At 30.1% G+C, this 16006-nt stretch carries 17 protein-coding genes; 1 reads left to right on the forward strand and 16 read right to left on the reverse strand.

The features are described from left to right. Nucleotides 1-6: 6 nt before the first annotated feature. The 8 genes from gatB to C7N71_RS00210 all read right to left on the reverse strand — a co-directional run bounded on the left by gatB (nt 7) and on the right by C7N71_RS00210 (nt 10030). Nucleotides 7-1428, reverse strand: coding sequence for an Asp-tRNA(Asn)/Glu-tRNA(Gln) amidotransferase subunit GatB (gene gatB, locus C7N71_RS00175; protein WP_105987206.1), 1422 nt, complete (start codon nt 1426-1428; stop codon nt 7-9). Beyond that, on the reverse strand, nt 1428-2888 hold the full coding sequence (gene gatA, locus C7N71_RS00180; protein ID WP_105987207.1) for an Asp-tRNA(Asn)/Glu-tRNA(Gln) amidotransferase subunit GatA: 1461 nt from the start codon (nt 2886-2888) through the stop codon (nt 1428-1430). The genes gatB and gatA overlap by 1 nt, the downstream gene beginning before the upstream one ends. A 4-nt stretch (nt 2889-2892) precedes the next feature. After that, on the reverse strand, nt 2893-3198 hold the full coding sequence (gene gatC / locus C7N71_RS00185; RefSeq protein ID WP_105987208.1) for an Asp-tRNA(Asn)/Glu-tRNA(Gln) amidotransferase subunit GatC: 306 nt from the start codon (nt 3196-3198) through the stop codon (nt 2893-2895). Nucleotides 3199-3276: 78 nt separating this feature from the next. Next, entirely contained in the window at nt 3277-4383 is a 1107-nt protein-coding gene (locus tag C7N71_RS00190) for a CamS family sex pheromone protein (RefSeq protein ID WP_225361846.1), read from the reverse strand. 21 nt (nt 4384-4404) lie between these two features. Beyond that, nucleotides 4405-6438, reverse strand: coding sequence for an NAD-dependent DNA ligase LigA (gene ligA, locus C7N71_RS00195; protein WP_105987209.1), 2034 nt, complete (start codon nt 6436-6438; stop codon nt 4405-4407). 25 nt (nt 6439-6463) lie between these two features. Next, nucleotides 6464-8722: a DNA helicase PcrA gene (pcrA, locus tag C7N71_RS00200; protein ID WP_105987210.1), complete on the reverse strand. Its 2259-nt coding sequence runs from the start codon at nt 8720-8722 to the stop codon at nt 6464-6466. A 106-nt stretch (nt 8723-8828) separates the two neighbouring features. Continuing rightward, the gene (locus tag C7N71_RS00205) at nt 8829-9398 is read right to left on the reverse strand and encodes a xanthine phosphoribosyltransferase (protein WP_105987211.1); all 570 of its coding nucleotides are present in this window, start codon (nt 9396-9398) and stop codon (nt 8829-8831) included. 11 nt (nt 9399-9409) lie between these two features. Then, a complete protein-coding gene (locus C7N71_RS00210) occupies nt 9410-10030 on the reverse strand; it encodes a glycoside hydrolase family 73 protein (RefSeq protein ID WP_225361847.1) in 621 nt (206 codons plus the stop codon). Nucleotides 10031-10159: 129 nt separating this feature from the next. Here C7N71_RS00210 and C7N71_RS00215 point away from each other — a divergent pair, with 129 nt between their 5' ends. After that, a complete protein-coding gene (locus tag C7N71_RS00215; RefSeq protein ID WP_225361848.1) occupies nt 10160-10435 on the forward strand; it encodes a DUF2187 domain-containing protein in 276 nt (91 codons plus the stop codon). A gap of 15 nt (nt 10436-10450) precedes the next feature. On the opposite strand, the gene C7N71_RS00220 is transcribed toward C7N71_RS00215, so the two are convergent. From C7N71_RS00220 to rplQ, 8 genes are all read right to left on the reverse strand, one after another. Next, entirely contained in the window at nt 10451-10993 is a 543-nt protein-coding gene (locus C7N71_RS00220) for an ECF transporter S component (RefSeq protein WP_105987213.1), read from the reverse strand. Between the two features lie 183 nt (nt 10994-11176). Beyond that, nucleotides 11177-11569, reverse strand: coding sequence for a 30S ribosomal protein S9 (gene rpsI, locus C7N71_RS00225; RefSeq protein ID WP_105956349.1), 393 nt, complete (start codon nt 11567-11569; stop codon nt 11177-11179). A gap of 13 nt (nt 11570-11582) precedes the next feature. Next, nucleotides 11583-12026: a 50S ribosomal protein L13 gene (rplM, locus tag C7N71_RS00230; RefSeq protein ID WP_165807736.1), complete on the reverse strand. Its 444-nt coding sequence runs from the start codon at nt 12024-12026 to the stop codon at nt 11583-11585. Nucleotides 12027-12149: 123 nt separating this feature from the next. Then, a complete protein-coding gene (gene truA / locus C7N71_RS00235) occupies nt 12150-12926 on the reverse strand; it encodes a tRNA pseudouridine(38-40) synthase TruA (RefSeq protein WP_105987503.1) in 777 nt (258 codons plus the stop codon). 35 nt (nt 12927-12961) lie between these two features. After that, nucleotides 12962-13756, reverse strand: coding sequence for an energy-coupling factor transporter transmembrane component T family protein (locus C7N71_RS00240; protein WP_105987214.1), 795 nt, complete (start codon nt 13754-13756; stop codon nt 12962-12964). Nucleotides 13757-13762: 6 nt separating this feature from the next. Beyond that, nucleotides 13763-14626, reverse strand: coding sequence for an energy-coupling factor transporter ATPase (locus C7N71_RS00245; RefSeq protein WP_105987215.1), 864 nt, complete (start codon nt 14624-14626; stop codon nt 13763-13765). Beyond that, nucleotides 14596-15435: an energy-coupling factor transporter ATPase gene (locus C7N71_RS00250; protein WP_105987216.1), complete on the reverse strand. Its 840-nt coding sequence runs from the start codon at nt 15433-15435 to the stop codon at nt 14596-14598. The genes C7N71_RS00245 and C7N71_RS00250 overlap by 31 nt, the downstream gene beginning before the upstream one ends. A gap of 175 nt (nt 15436-15610) precedes the next feature. Then, a complete protein-coding gene (gene rplQ, locus C7N71_RS00255; RefSeq protein WP_105987217.1) occupies nt 15611-15994 on the reverse strand; it encodes a 50S ribosomal protein L17 in 384 nt (127 codons plus the stop codon). Nucleotides 15995-16006 lie beyond the last annotated feature (12 nt).

Genomic DNA, 16006 nt, shown 5'->3' on the forward strand with positions numbered 1-16006 from the left:
CTAATCTTATTTATTGATTGAAGCCATTAATAATTTATTTACCACTTGTGGATTGGCTTTACCACGAGTTTGTTTCATAATTTGACCAACTAAGAAACCAATTGCACGGTCCTTTCCATTATGGAAATCTTCAATTGATTGTTGATTATTAGATAATACTTCGTCAATAATTGGTTGTAGTTTCTTTGGATCTGATAGTTGAACCATTCCATTATCATTAACAAATTTTTCAGGTTCCTTACCTTCAGTAATAGCCTTGAATACTTTTTTTGCCATTTTACTAGAGATAGTACTATTTTCAATTAACTTGATCATAGTAGTCAAGTTTTCTGGAGTGATTTTAGTTTGAGATAAATCAATCTGTTTATCATTTAGATAAGCATTTACATTCCCCTGTAGATAATTAGAAGCCATTTTAGCATCAGCACCTAATTCTATCATCTTATCAAAGAAATCAGACATTTCCTTTGTTTGCGTTAGCACCATTGCATCATAATCAGTTAGTCCTAATTCATTAATATAACGATTACGACGACTGGTTGGCATCTCAGGCATCTTAGAATTGATTTCATCGATCCATTTATCTGAAATATCTAATGATGGTAAATCTGGTTCTGGGAAGTATCTATAATCATCGGATCCTTCTTTAACACGCATCAAAATAGTAGTACCATTATTTTCATCAAATCGTCTAGTTTGTTGTTGAATCTTACCACCAGACATTAAAATTTGACGTTGACGTTTTTCTTCATATGCTAAACCTTTTCTTACATAGTTAAATGAATTAAGGTTTTTTAATTCTACTTTAGTACCGAATTCTTTTTGTCCATATGGTCTAATTGAAATATTAACGTCGACACGCATAGAACCTTCTTCCATCTTAACATCAGAAATTCCAGTAAATAAAATTCTTTGTCTTAATGCTTCAAGATATGCATAAGCTTCATCAGGTGAAGCAATATCAGGCTTTGAAACAATTTCAATTAAAGGAGTACCTTGACGATTTAAATCAACATAAGAATAATTCTTACCATGACTATTCTTACCAGCATCTTCTTCAATATGCATTTCTTCGATACCAATTTTTTTCTTTTTACCATCAACATTAATTTCTATCCAACCATCTTTAGCATCTGGTGTATCTTGTTGAGTAATTTGATAAGCCTTAGGGTTATCAGGATAAAAATAGTTTTTACGGTCAAAATGAGGATGTTGGTTAACATTAGCATGTAAAGCTAAAGCAGCAATAATTCCATCTTTAACAACACCCTTGTTAGTAGTTGGCAATACACCAGGATATCCCCAATCAATAACATTAGTGTTTAAATTAGATTCTGCACCATAACCAACAGGAGAAGGACTAAAGATTTTAGAATTTGTTTTTAATTCAACGTGAACTTCTAGTCCAATAGTAGTTTCAAAATTCATTATTTGTCTCCTCCAATCTTAGGGGTTTGTTTATGAAAATCTGTATTTTGTTCAAAGGCATACGCAGCTTTATACATAGTAGTTTCATCAAAAGGTTTACCAATCAATTGCATTCCGATTGGAAGACCATTTGAAAAACCAGCTGGTAATGACATACCAGGTAAGCCAGCCATATTAACAGGAATAGTTAATATATCGTTCATATACATAGTTAATGGATCTTTTTCTTCATCTAAACCAAATGCAGGAGTTGGTGTTGTTGGTGTGAGAATTAGATCATAATTTTGAAATACCTTTTGAAAATCTTTATTAATTAAAGTTCTAACTTCAGCAGCTTTCTTAAAGTAAGCATCAAAGAACCCAGCAGATAATGAATAAGTTCCTAACATGATACGACGTTTTACTTCATCGCCGAAACCTTCAGATCTACTTTTAACATATAATTGATCAAGGTTTTTAGCATTTTCTGAACGATATCCATAACGAATACCATCAAATCTTTGTAAATTAGATGATGCTTCAGAAGGAGCAATAATATAATAAGCAGCCACTCCGTATTTACTATGTGGTAATGATACTTCTTCCACATCAGCACCCATTTCACGATATTTATCGGCAGCTGATTTAATGGCTTCACGCACATCATCACTAACACCTTCACCAAGATATTCCTTAGGCAAACCAATCTTCATGCCCTTTACACCAGAATCAATTTCACTGGTAAAATCAGGAACTTCTTTGTCCGAACTAGTTAAATCATGCTCATCGTGACCGGCAATATGATTTAAAACAAGTGCATTATCATAAACATTTTTAGTTAAGGGGCCAATTTGATCAAAACTAGATGCAAAAGCAATCAATCCCCATCTAGATACACGACCATATGTAGGTTTCATCCCCACAATGCCATTAAAAGCGGCTGGTTGTCTAATTGATCCACCAGTATCAGATCCTAAAGCAGCTAGTACATCTCCTGATGCAACTGAAGCAGCAGAACCACCAGATGATCCACCTGGAACTTTATCTAAATTCCATGGATTATGAGTTCTACCATAATATGATGTTTCTGTAGAACTTCCCATTGCAAATTCATCCATATTGGTTTTACCGATACTAATAGTATCAGCATCTAACATTTTATTAACAGCAGTCCCACTAATAATAGGTTTAAAATTAGATAACATTTTAGAACCAGCAGATGTTAAAACATCCTTTGTTAACAGGTTATCTTTCATTGCAACTGGAATTCCAGATAATAAGTTATCAGGATTAATTCCTCGTTTATCAATTTCTTGAGCTCGTTTAATTGCATTTTCTTCATCAATTGTAATAAATGCGTTGATATCTTTTTCATTATTTTTAGCATTTTCAATTGCTTGTTTTGTTAATTGTTCAGCAGTAATGTCACCATTAACTAAACTTTGATGAATACTAGTGATATCTTTATTCAAAAAATTCATTTAATTAATCCCCACTTTCATCAATAATTGTTGGTGTTCTAATTAGACCATCAGCAACATCGGGAGCATTTTTTAATAATTGATCTCTTTCTCCCCAGTTATCAGCAACGTCTTCTCTCATAACGTTAATTTGATCGGTTACGCTAAATGTTGGTTCAACATCATTAGTATCAACTTCATTCAAGGAATCAAATATCCCCATAATATTTCCTAATTGATCAGTAAAGTAAGGCAATTGTTTATCGGTTAATTCTAGCTTAGCCAATGAAGCAACATGACTTACTGTATCTTTACTTATTTTTTCAGACATTGAATAGCTCCCTCTTTCTTTATTAAATATAACTTACATTCACTTATAAAATATTTTAACACAATAATTTAATTAATTTTAATAACTAGTGAAAACGTGCGTATAGAAATTCTTATCGCCAGTTTTTCTAGATAAGAAACTTTGCATGCCTTCAGTTGAGCTTACTTGAATATCAATTGGGATATTGTTTGGTAAGTACTTTTCAGCCATATTTTCTACATATTGAGTAAAACTAATAATCTCACTTTGTCCATAAAATTGAGTAGTAATATTGATATGCATACCTCGCAAACTATTATCAACATAGTGTGCTTGAGCAGTAACACCACTTAAATTAGGGAAAAACTTCTGAATTTGATTTTTAAAGTTTTCAAAAGAGTCTTCATCATTATTATTCACACCCTTAGTAGATTCAGCAGGTAGAACATAGTTTTTAATGTTTAATGATTTCCAATTTGAACTCTTAATAGAACTACCGTTATTAACAGAAGAAGCAAAGAAGTTACCACCAACTAGACTATCATTAGGTGCCTGCTTATATAATGCAAAAACAATTGGAATATTCTTCAATTGTTTATTTTTTCTTAAACGTTGAAGAATATTATTTGCAATGTCTTTTCCTTGTTTAATAATATCTGAATCGTTTAATTTCTTTTGATAAACTGCCCCATAAGCTTCTTTACGATAATAGTAAATGGAATTAAGGCCTAATCCTATAGTCATCCCTTTAATTTTAAGTGCATTATGATCTTCAGTCATAAAATCTTGTTCATCCATTTGTTGAAGATACAATGGTTCCTTAGTGTCCTTACCAGCAGGATTTAATCCATCTGGATTATTTTTACTTTTACGTCCTAACCAATCTTCTACAGTATCAGTATTAATATATTGACCTTCTTGTAGAATATAGTCATCAGTTGGAAAATGTTGTTTAGATATTCCTAGCAATCCATTTTCAAAACCTTTTAAATTCAATTGATTATCATTTTGTTGAACAGAAACACCACGTGACTTACTGGTCAAATAATGTCCATCTTTAATTACTCCTTGGTAATAATTACTATTTGTTTGTGAAATAACTTGAGTTCCGGAAGAACTACTTGAACTATTTTCGTTATTATTTCCACAAGCAACTAATAAAACTGAACTAAACATTACCAAGAACAAAACTTTTAGCTTATTCAATCTGCTTGCCTCCACAAATTATTAATTGTTATTCATTTCATCAATGAACTGATCTTCATTCCAAATTGATACATTATATTTTTCAGCTTTGGATAATTTACTTCCAGCGTCTTTACCAGCAATTAAAATATCTGTACTTTTAGATACACTACCAGTAACTTTAGCACCATGATTTTCTAACCATTCTGATGCTTTAGGTCGACTCATCTTAGATAATTTACCGGTTAAAACAATTGTTTTATTGTTAAATACAGAATGTTGAACAACATCAGAAGCAACATGATTACCATTATAGTTCATGTTAACTCCTAATGATTTTAATTCTTCAATAAGCTGTTTAGCTTCGGGATTATTAAAATAAGTAACTATACTTTGCGCAATAGTATCTCCAATTGAATTAATTGATGAAATATCGTCAACACTAGAAACCATTAATGCATGCATATTTTCAAAATGTTCCGATATTAACTTAGCTGCTTTCGAACCTACATGGCGAATACCTAATCCAAAAAGTAACCTTTCCATTGAATTACTACGACTATTATCTATGGCTGTTAATAAATTAGTAGCAGATTTGGTTCCAAACTTATCCAAGGTTTCTAATTGTTCACGATTCAAATTATATAAACTAGCAATATCATTAAGCAACCCTTTATCAAATAATTGTTGAACTATTTTAGGACCTAAGCCATCAATATTCATAGCATTTCTGGAAGCAAAATGATTAATCTGTTCAGTCAATTGAGCTGGACACTTGGGATTAATACAACGTAATGCTACTTCATCATCTAAGTGTACTAACCTATCGCCACATGAAGGACAGTTAGTTGGTATCTTATATGGTTTGCTATCACTTGGACGTTTACTTGCAATATATTCAGATATTTCTGGAATAATATCACCGGCTTTGTGTAGCTTAACTGTATCTCCAATTCTTACTGCCTTTTCATTCAAATAGTCAGGATTATGCAGTGATGCTTTAGAGACTGTTGTTCCTGCTAATTTAACTGTATCCATAATAGCAGTTGGAGTAACTACTCCTGTTCTACCAACCGTCCACTCAATATCATTAAGCTTAGTTTCAACTTCTTCTGGAGGAAATTTAAAAGCAATTGCCCATTTAGGAACTTTTACTGTATTACCAATATCTTTTTGCAACGATAAATTATTTTCTTTAATGACAATGCCATCAATTCCATAACTCAAACCATCGCGTTCATTAGTATACTTGTCGATATATTTATCAACATCAGACATATTTTTAACAACTTCATAAGTTGGGTTAATTTTAAAGCCTAAAGATTTTAATTCATCTAACAATTCTGACTGAGTATTAGCTTTTAAATCATTATAATCAGCAACATTATACATAAATGTACTCAAATTACGACTAGCAGTAACACTTGAATCGAGTTGTCTTAAACTACCGGCAGCTGCATTCCTAGGATTAGCAAATGTTGAATTTCCATCATGTTCACGTTTCGCATTTAAATTGGCAAAAGATTCCTTAGGCATATAGCATTCCCCTCTTACTTCAATGTCGATCGGACGATTTAATTTGTGGGGAATACTTTTAATAGTCTTTAGATTTTCAGTGATATCTTCTCCTATAAAACCATTACCTCTAGTAGATCCTTGGACCAAATTACCATTTTTATATAGTAAAGAAATAGCAAGTCCATCAATCTTTAATTCACAATTATATTCATCAATTGATGGATAATTATTATCCAAATTATCCATGAATTCTGATAATTCTTCTTTAGAAAATACATCACCTAATGACAACATTGGTACATCATGTCTAACTTTATCAAAACCAGGTAAAGTTTTAGAACCAACATTTTGAGTAGGTGAATCAGAAGTAATCAAATCGGGGTATTTATTTTCAATGTCTTGTAACATTCTATAATTTTGATCGTATATGTGATCCTCAACACTGGGCTGATCTTCATAATAGTATTGACGACTCCATAATTTTAATTGATTTTTAAGTTTTTCGTATGTTTTTTTTACTTCCGATTCATTCATTTCATTTATAGTTTTATCTGACATTTATTTCACCTCAATTTTCAATAAATCATTTTTCAATTTTTTGAATTGGTGCAAATGCAGCAAGCAATCTCTTTAATCCTTGATCTGGAAAAGCAATATCTAATTCTGTATCTTCGCCAGTTCCATTAACCTTGACAACAGTCCCTGTTCCCCAAGTCTTATGTTGAACTTTATCTCCAATATTCCATGACTTCTTATCAGCACCACTACCTTTAGGTTTTTGCACTTTTTGAGTTGGTTGGTGATAAGATCTTTGGGTTGCAAAATTCTGTGATCTACGACTTCTAGCGGAATCGAAAGGTGTTCTTAATGAATTGTTCTTAGAAAAATCATTTTCAGAATGAATTAAATTATCAGATATTTCATCAATAAAACGAGATTCTGGATTGGTCTGTCTTCTACCATAAAGCATTCTTGAAAATGCATTAGTAATATACAGTTTTTTTTGTGCTCTAGTAATACCAACATATGCTAATCTACGTTCTTCTTCTAATTCATCTTCTTTTTCTAAAGAACGACTTAATGGAAAAATACCGTCTTCCATCCCCATTAAAAATATTACTGGAAATTCTAGCCCCTTAGCAGCATGCAATGTCATTAGTGTAACTTGTGGGGTTTGTTCATCAACATCATCTTGAGCAGATACTAAAGCTAAGTCTGCAAGAAAATCAGTTAATGGTTCATCCCCATCATTATTATCGTCGTGATTATTATCAAATTGTTGAGTAACAGAAATGAATTCTTCAATATTCTCAATTCTAGCTTTAGACTCTAGAGATTTAGATTGTTTTAAGTTATCCAAATACCCACTATCATCTAGAATATGTTGAGTAACATCTGTTACTTTATTTTCCATAGCAATTTTTTGAAGTCCAGTCATTAATCGACCAAATTGATTGATAGCAGTTCGGGCACGATTTGATAAAGTGTTATTAAGTTCAATATTTTTTGTAGCTTCTAACATGCTCCAATTGTTTTCTTGAGCAAAAACTCTTAGTTTTTCAATACTAGATGTGCCAATGCCACGTTTAGGTTCATTGATAATTCTTTCTAAGCTCATAGAATCACTAGGATTAGCAATTAAAGTTAAATAAGCTAAAATATCTTGGATTTCTTTACGATCATAAAACTTATGTCCGCCAACAATCGAATATGGAATATTAGATTTCAAAAAAGTTTCTTCAATGATACGAGATTGAGCATTTGTACGATAAAGAATAGCAAAATCATTATATGAATAGTTCTTTTCTTCAATGACTTTTTTGATTTGAGTAACCACAAAATGAGCTTCATCTACTTCACTTTGACCACGATAATATGAAATCTTATCTCCTTCATCATTATCAGTCCAAAGATTTTTTTCTTTTCTAGAAACATTATTCTTAATTACATCATTAGCTGCACTTAAAATATTTTTAGTAGAACGATAATTTTGTTCAAGCATTACTGTGTTAGCATTTTTATAATCATTTTGGAAATTTAAAATATTATTCATGTTAGCACCACGCCAACCATAAATACTTTGGTCAGCATCACCAACAACACAAATATTTTTATATTTTTTAGCTAACATCGTTACTAGCTTATATTGGGCTTCATTCGTATCTTGATATTCATCAACATGGATATAATGAAATTTATTTTGATAATAATCTAAAACTTCAGGAACTTCTTCGAATAGTTGAATAGTCATCATGATTAAATCATCAAAGTCTAATGCTTGATTATTATGTAATCTTTTTTGATATTCGGTATAAACTTGGCCTACTACTTCTTCAAAAGGACTAGTATGATTTAAGCTTTCATTAAATTCAGCGGGAGTTTTTAAATCATTTTTAGCATTTGAAATGGTTGATAAAATTGCTCTAGGATCATTCTTTTTAGGATCAATATTCAAATCTTTTAAGATCCTTTTAACAAGTGTTCTTTGTTCACTACTTCCTGCAATTGTAAACGCACGATTATATCCAATCTTATCGATATGACTTCTCAAAATTCTTACACACAATGCATGGAAAGTTGAAACCCATACTTCATTGCCACCATAGTCTAAAAGACTAGCTACACGTTCTTTCATTTCTCTAGCTGCTTTATTGGTGAAAGTAATTGCTAAAATATTCCATGGAAGAACTTGTTTTTCTTCAATTAAATATGCAATTCTATGGGTTAAAACACGAGTTTTACCACTACCAGCACCGGCCATAATTAATAGAGGACCTTCAGTGCATAATACTGCTTCTTTTTGTTTATTATTCATTCCGGAAATTACATCATTTACTGGCAAAATAACACAATCCTCTCAATTTATTTGTATATCAATTATATCATAGCTATACTTATTTTCATTTCATTGTAAAATAAAAGTCGGTAAAATTACCGACTTTTATTATCTATTCAAAAGTAACTTTTCCATCTTTCAATGATGCTATTCTAGCCAGTGATTCTAATTTAATACCTTTTTGTGTAATTAATTCATGACCTTTTTGGAAACTTTTTTCAATTACAATACCAACATTTTTAGCATTAGCACCAGCTTGGTTAGCGATATCTAAAAGGCCAAGTACAGCTTGTCCATTAGCCAAGAAATCATCAATAATTAATACATTGTCATTTTCGTCAATATATCTTTTATTAATACTAATCTTATTGTTAGTTTGTTTAGTATATGAATAAACATCACTAGAATATATGTTGTCATTAAGTGTTAGACTTTTATGCTTTCTAGCAAAAACAACTGGCACATTCATTTGTAAACCTGTAAGTACCGCCGGTGCAATTCCAGAAGATTCTACAGTTAAAATCTTAGTAATATTTTCATTTTTAAAGAGTTTGGAGAATTCTTTCCCTATTTCATTCATAAAAGTTGGATCAATTTGATGATTTAAAAAATTATCTACTTTTAAAATATCTCCTGATAAAACTCGACCTTCGTTGTTAATTTTTTCTTCTAATGCTTTCATAGTAACTCTCCTTATTTATTGACTTTATCATACTGATTTAAATGATATTTTTTTATTATTTCAATTATTTTATTAGTGTATTTAGGATCAGTAGCATATCCATCAATTTGTAAATTATGAGCTGCTTCTATATAGTTATCTGAATTTATGACATCTTGATATTGATATTGATTCCAACTAGTTCCATTGGCTAATAGTTTAGCATGACTTTGTACAGAATCATCCCAACTTTTGTATACTCTAAAGTATCCTTTAATATTTATGAAATTCCCATTTACAAATTCATTCGTGGATAATTTAACTGAAGGTTGTCCATTATATGCCTTTACACCAAATAGATTATTATAATTAGTGGCCAGTTTACTACTACCCCAATTAGATTCTAATATTGCCTGAGACAAACTGATACTAGCTAAAATATTATATTTTCTTTGTGCATCAGTAACTGATGGTAATAACCTATTAATAAAATTACGATGCTTTTTTATTACATTTTTTTGATTATAAATATTATACATATAATTATTTTCGTAATAATAATAGCCTACTGAGAAAATAATAAATACTAAAGTTAAAATTAAAATCAACCAACCAATGTTAATGGTAAATTTACTTTTTCTTTTTTTAATCATTATCATCTCTATTCATATTTATTTATAATTCTAAACTATTTAACACAAAAATAGCAATATCATAGCTAAAAATTGACAAATCAAATTTTTTTAGTTACTTTTAAGATATAGGTTAGGAGATGTATATCTTTGGTAAAGGATAAATTAACAAGTAACGACAAGTCACCATTTGATATTGGAGATAAAGTATCATTTAAACTTGAAAAAAATGTTTTTAATGGAACAATTGAGAAAGCATATAACAATGCTTATCTAATCGCATTTAAATCAAATGATCCAGTATTAGAAGATAAGTATCATGATAAAGTCGTAGTTAGCAATAAAAAGTTAACGATGGTTAAAATGAGTGATCATAACAGTAAAGAAGCTAAGAAAAAAGAAGATAATAAAGACGAAAAAAAGTAGTGATATAAAAAATCACTACTTTTTTATTTTTTGTAATGGAACAGCAATAATTGGAACAAATATCCCAGATAAAATAGCTTCTATTAATCCATTAGTTCCAGCGATTCCCAATAAATATGGTAAAAGTTCATTAGTATTAATATGATAAATATTAAATGAGTCATTTTTATAAAAAATATAAATTAAAAATAATACAAGAACCGTATTGATCAAGGATCCAATAATTCCTGATAATGACATTAATAACTTATTATTAATCTTATACTTTATCAATTTATGGTAAAACAAACCAGAAACTAAGCCAACAAGCATTCTGGGTAATACAGAAATTATAGGATTAATCAGAACAAAAACAGCTAGTGGACTAGTTGGCCACCAAAAGGCCCTAATAAATGTTATTATTCCCCATACACCACCAAGGATTGCACCATTTTTGCTACCTAATAAGATTGAAGCAACAATAATAGTAATAGGAATAATAGTAATACTCAAAGGACCAATTGGAATATTACCAATTCCTGGAATAGTAGTTTGGATTAGAATAATTGCTATAAACATCGTTAAAATATTTATATTATAATTTTTATTATTAATAATTACATCTCCTTTTTATAAAATAAGCTTTATTGATTATTATACAAAAATGATATAWCAATGTGWATTAATATTATCTTCAATAAAATAAAAAGGTACTTTTCAATAAATGAAAAGCACCTTGAAAGTTTAATATTAAAATAAATATTAACGTTTTGAGAATTGACCAGCCTTACGAGCTTTCTTAAGACCTGGTTTCTTACGTTCTTTCATACGAGCATCACGAGTTAATAAACCAGCGCTCTTTAATGGAGCACGGAAATCAGGATCTACTTCTAGTAATGCACGAGCAACTCCATGACGAGCTGCACCAGCTTGTCCTGAGAATCCTCCACCATTAACATTGATTAAAGCATCATAGTTACCTAAAGTTTCAGTAACATTGAATGGTTGCATAACCACTGCTCTTAGGTTAGGGAATGGAATGTAATCTTCAATAGCTTTTTTGTTCATAACTACTTTACCAGTTCCTGGTACTAAAAGTACTCTAGCAACTGAGTCTTTACGACGGCCTGTGCCGCGATATTGTACTTGAGCCAATTAAGTTTCCTCCTTAAATTAGGTTATTAATGTCTAATACTTCAGGGTTTTGAGCTTCATGACCATGATTGCCATCAGCATGTACATGTAAATGTAACAATTGCTTATGGGCTAATGATCCATCAGGCATCATACCTTTAACTGATGTTTCAATTAATTTTTCTGGAGTATCTTCTAACATTTGACCAGCAGTTTTTTGTTTAAGACCACCTAAATAACCTGTGTGGTGGGAGTATACTTTACGACTAGCTTTACGACCTGTTAATGCAACTTTAGAAGCATTAATAACAATAACGTGATCACCAGTATCTACATTAGGTGTAAATGTTGGTTTATTTTTTCCTCGTAAAATAGAAGCAACTGTAGAAGTTAAACGACCCAAACTGATATCAGTTGCATCGATAATGTACCACTTGCGTTCTACTTCACCTGGTTTTGCCATATATGTTGTACGCACTTTAATATTCCTCCATGTTTCTGTGTTTGTTCGACACCAATATAAGTTTCCGGGGCTTATCGTGGGGCAAACAATACCATAACCAATGATACAAAGTTCACTCCAAAAAGTCAACCATAAAAATTATCTTTGATGATATGGTAATTTAGTTGGATGCTTAGGATCGTCACCTTCATAGTAAACATGCTTTAGATATAATCCACTTGCTGGTACAGTTCTTCGAGCTTCATTTCTATCTTTTATTTTATAAAGTCTTAAAATATCATGCTCGTTACGCTTACCAGCACCAATTTCTAAAACAACCCCAACTAAAATTCTAACCATGTTGTATAAAAATCCATTACCATAGAATTCAAAAATTATTTCACTTTTATCAGAATTAAAATTACATTTAGCCTCATAAATTGTACGAACATTAGTCTTTGCACTTGATCCAGATGCAACAAAACTCGTAAAATCATGTTCACCTATTAAATCGTTCAATGCAATGTTAATTTTATTAATATCAACTGGAAATTTCCATTGCGCTGTATAGAATCTTTTAAATGGATTTTTAAATTCTCCCAGATACATACGATACATATATTTTTTACCTGAAACATCATATCTAGCATGAAAATTAGAGCTAACTATTTTAACATCTAAAATTTTAATGTCTAATGGTAACATGCTATTAAGACCTTTCAACATATTAATTTCTTTTAAATCATAAGGAAAATCAAAATGAGCCACTTGACCTAGAGCATGCACCCCAGCGTCAGTTCTTCCAGAACCATAAACTGATATATGTTCTTTGGGGCTTTTGGCCATTTTATTAACTACTTTAGTTAAAGTTCCTTCTATAGTTCTTTCATTAGGTTGACGTTGAAACCCAGAAAAGTTAGTACCATCATATGCCATTATTATTTTATAACGTTGACTCACTTTTTACCCCCCTACTTTCTTAATATAAAGATAATCATAGAAATAAGTATTGCTACAAATATTGATAATGTATCAAAATTAGACCAATTATAATTATTATAATGAGTCCTTCTATTGTTTATTCGATAACCTCTAGATTCCATAGCTATGCTTAAATTATCAGCATGTTTAAAAGCACTAACAAATAGTGGTATTAATAATGGAATAAATGATTTAACTCTTTTAACTAAACCACCACTGCCGAAATCAACTCCTCTGGATCTTTGAGCATCCATAATAGTTTTTGTTTCATCAGTTAATGTAGGAACGAATCTTAATGCAATAGAAATCATAAGAGAAAATGTTTCAACAGGGAATTTCAATTTTTTAAAAGGCCTTAACAAAATACTAATTCCACTAGATATTTCTAATGGATCAGTAGTAATAGTTAAAATTGTAGAAAGAGAAATGATTAATATAAATCTCATAAAAAGAAATATTGCATTTTTTATACCAAATGTAGTTATATTAATTATACCAATTTTGTAAATCGTCTCTCCGCCAGAACTAAATAATATTTGTATAGCAATTGTAAACAATATTATCCATATTAAAGGCATTATTCCTTTAAAAAACATTTTAATAGGACTCTTAGATAAAAATATTAAAGCAATTACAAATAAGCTCATTGCAGAGTAGCTCAATAAACCATTAGCAAAAAAAACTAATATAACAAAATAAAAACATAAAAATATTTTAGCCGCTGGATTCATTTTATGAATAATTGAATCCATTGGTAAATATCGACCAAATATAAAATTATCCATAAGCAACTAACATTCCTTTAATTTATTTATAATAGCATTAATCAATTCATCTTCATCTAAATGTAAATCATTTAATTTAAATCCTCTTTCATTGAGCATCGAATTAATTTTCACACTAACAGGCATCTGTAAATCATATTTTTTTAACAAATTAGTATTAGCGAATAATTCATCTGGATAACATTGTTTAACTAAGTTACCATCTTGCATAACAATAACTTCATCTGAATATTTTGCAACATCATCCATCTGATGACTAACTAAAATGATCGTAATGTTTTGATACTTATTAAGATCATTAATTAAATTCATAATAAATTTTTTACCCTCAGGATCTAATCCAGCAGTTGGTTCATCTAATATCAATATTTCTGGGTTTGTGGCTAACACATCTGCAATTGCTACTCTACGTTGTTGACCACCTGATAAATCAAAGGGAGATTTATTAAGTAAATCTTTATCAATTCCAACAATTTTAGAAACATGTTCTACAATATCAGGAATCTTGTCCTCTTCGTATCCAAAATTTAATGGACCAAAAGCAATATCTTCTTTAACCGTGTTAGCAAATAATTGTTGTTCAGGAAATTGAAACACCATACCTACTTTTCTTCTTAATTTTTTTAGATTTTTATTATTAGTCTTAGAATTAATGGTAAAGTTACCAACATTAATTGTTCCTGAATTAGGTTTTAATAGTGCATTAATATGTTTCACTAATGTTGATTTTCCACTTCCAGTCTTACCTACAATTGAAACAAAAGAACCCGCTTTTATTTTTAAATTTATATTATTAAGTGCTGTATGTTGAAAAGGAGTATTCATTTGATATTTATAAATTACATTTTTGAATAATACTGAGTTATCCATTTTACAATCTCCTCCTCATTAATATAATTGTTTCCTACATTGAATCCATTTTTTTTCAATTGTAATCTAAGTTTCTCTGAAAAAGGAATTTCTAATCCATAATTTTCAACATCATCTAATTCATTAAACAATTTTAATGGAGAAATGTTTTTTATAAGATTACCATCTTTTAATAAAAGAACCCTATCAGAATATAGAATTTCATTCATATCATGAGTTATAGATAAAACTGTTAATTTATTCTTTATTCTTAATTTATTAATTAAATTTATTATTATTTTTTTTGCTTTAGGATCCAACATACTGGTAGATTCGTCTAAGATTATTATTTTAGGTAATATAGCTATTACACCTGCTAGAGCAACTCTTTGCTGCTGACCACCAGACAGTTTTGTTGGATTACTATCTTTGTATTTAAGCATATCAACTTCCTTCAAAGAATTATCAACTATTTTATGCATTTTTGAAATATCGTATTGTCTGTTTTCTAAACCAAATGCAACATCTTCTTTTACTGTAGATGCAACGAATTGATTTGCAGGATTCTGAAATACTATTCCTATTTTATCTCTAATATTATCTAAATTTTTATTACTTATTTTTAAACCATCTACTATAATATCACCATTATTAGATTTAATTAAACCATCAAGTAAATTGATTAAAGTGGTTTTACCACTACCATTTTTACCAATTATGGATACCCATTCACCCTCATCAATAGAAAAAGATAAATCGTTAATGGCATTCTTATTTGCATCACCATATTTAAAACTTATATTTCTAACATCAATAATATTATTTGCCATAGATATCCCTCTAAATAAATAATTTTATGTATAAAAAAATCACTATAAGTATATCAGTGCAAAGTATTTTATACTCCATTCAAGCTAGACTTGGACAAACCATCATCATAACGCTCTATACTAATATACCTAGTGATTTATTGTTGCTATTTAAATGTTTATTTTTAATTAATGATTAATCAACTAATTGTAAAATAACCATTGATGCACCGTCACCACGACGAGGCATTGTTTTCATGATACGTGTGTAACCACCGTTACGTTCTGCATATTTAGGAGCAATTTCATCAAAAAGCTTTTGTAATGCAGTAGTAACAGTTACATCATCACCATCTTCTTTTGCATCAGCAACAACATTTTGTAAAAATGCGGCAGCTTGACGACGAGCATGAAGATTGCCACGTTTACCAAGAGTGATCATTTTTTCAGCAGTTGAACGTACTTCTTTAGCACGAGCTTCTGTAGTCTTAATTTCACCGTTAACTAATAAATCAGTAGTTAGGTTACGTAATAATGAACGACGATGTGCACTGGTACGTTGTAATTTACGGTAACTCATAAATGGATATCC

Origin of the sequence: Apilactobacillus timberlakei (assembly GCF_002993965.1) — a bacterium.
In the GTDB taxonomy this organism is placed as follows: Bacteria; Bacillota; Bacilli; order Lactobacillales; family Lactobacillaceae; genus Apilactobacillus; species Apilactobacillus timberlakei.

What these genes read in the sequence shown, in the direction of transcription:
- C7N71_RS00205 (WP_105987211.1), bottom strand. Translation starts at nt 9,398, where the DNA reads ATGAAAGCATTAGAAGAAAAAATTAACAACGAAGGTCGAGTTTTATCA.
- C7N71_RS00245 (WP_105987215.1), bottom strand. Translation starts at nt 14,626, where the DNA reads ATGGATAACTCAGTATTATTCAAAAATGTAATTTATAAATATCAAATG.
- rplQ (WP_105987217.1), bottom strand. Translation starts at nt 15,994, where the DNA reads ATGAGTTACCGTAAATTACAACGTACCAGTGCACATCGTCGTTCATTA.
- truA (WP_105987503.1), bottom strand. Translation starts at nt 12,926, where the DNA reads ATGGCATATGATGGTACTAACTTTTCTGGGTTTCAACGTCAACCTAAT.
- C7N71_RS00220 (WP_105987213.1), bottom strand. Translation starts at nt 10,993, where the DNA reads ATGTTTATAGCAATTATTCTAATCCAAACTACTATTCCAGGAATTGGT.
- gatB (WP_105987206.1), bottom strand. Translation starts at nt 1,428, where the DNA reads ATGAATTTTGAAACTACTATTGGACTAGAAGTTCACGTTGAATTAAAA.
- C7N71_RS00240 (WP_105987214.1), bottom strand. Translation starts at nt 13,756, where the DNA reads ATGGATAATTTTATATTTGGTCGATATTTACCAATGGATTCAATTATT.
- gatA (WP_105987207.1), bottom strand. Translation starts at nt 2,888, where the DNA reads ATGAATTTTTTGAATAAAGATATCACTAGTATTCATCAAAGTTTAGTT.
- gatC (WP_105987208.1), bottom strand. Translation starts at nt 3,198, where the DNA reads ATGTCTGAAAAAATAAGTAAAGATACAGTAAGTCATGTTGCTTCATTG.
- ligA (WP_105987209.1), bottom strand. Translation starts at nt 6,438, where the DNA reads ATGTCAGATAAAACTATAAATGAAATGAATGAATCGGAAGTAAAAAAA.
- C7N71_RS00250 (WP_105987216.1), bottom strand. Translation starts at nt 15,435, where the DNA reads ATGGCAAATAATATTATTGATGTTAGAAATATAAGTTTTAAATATGGT.
- C7N71_RS00210 (WP_225361847.1), bottom strand. Translation starts at nt 10,030, where the DNA reads ATGATTAAAAAAAGAAAAAGTAAATTTACCATTAACATTGGTTGGTTG.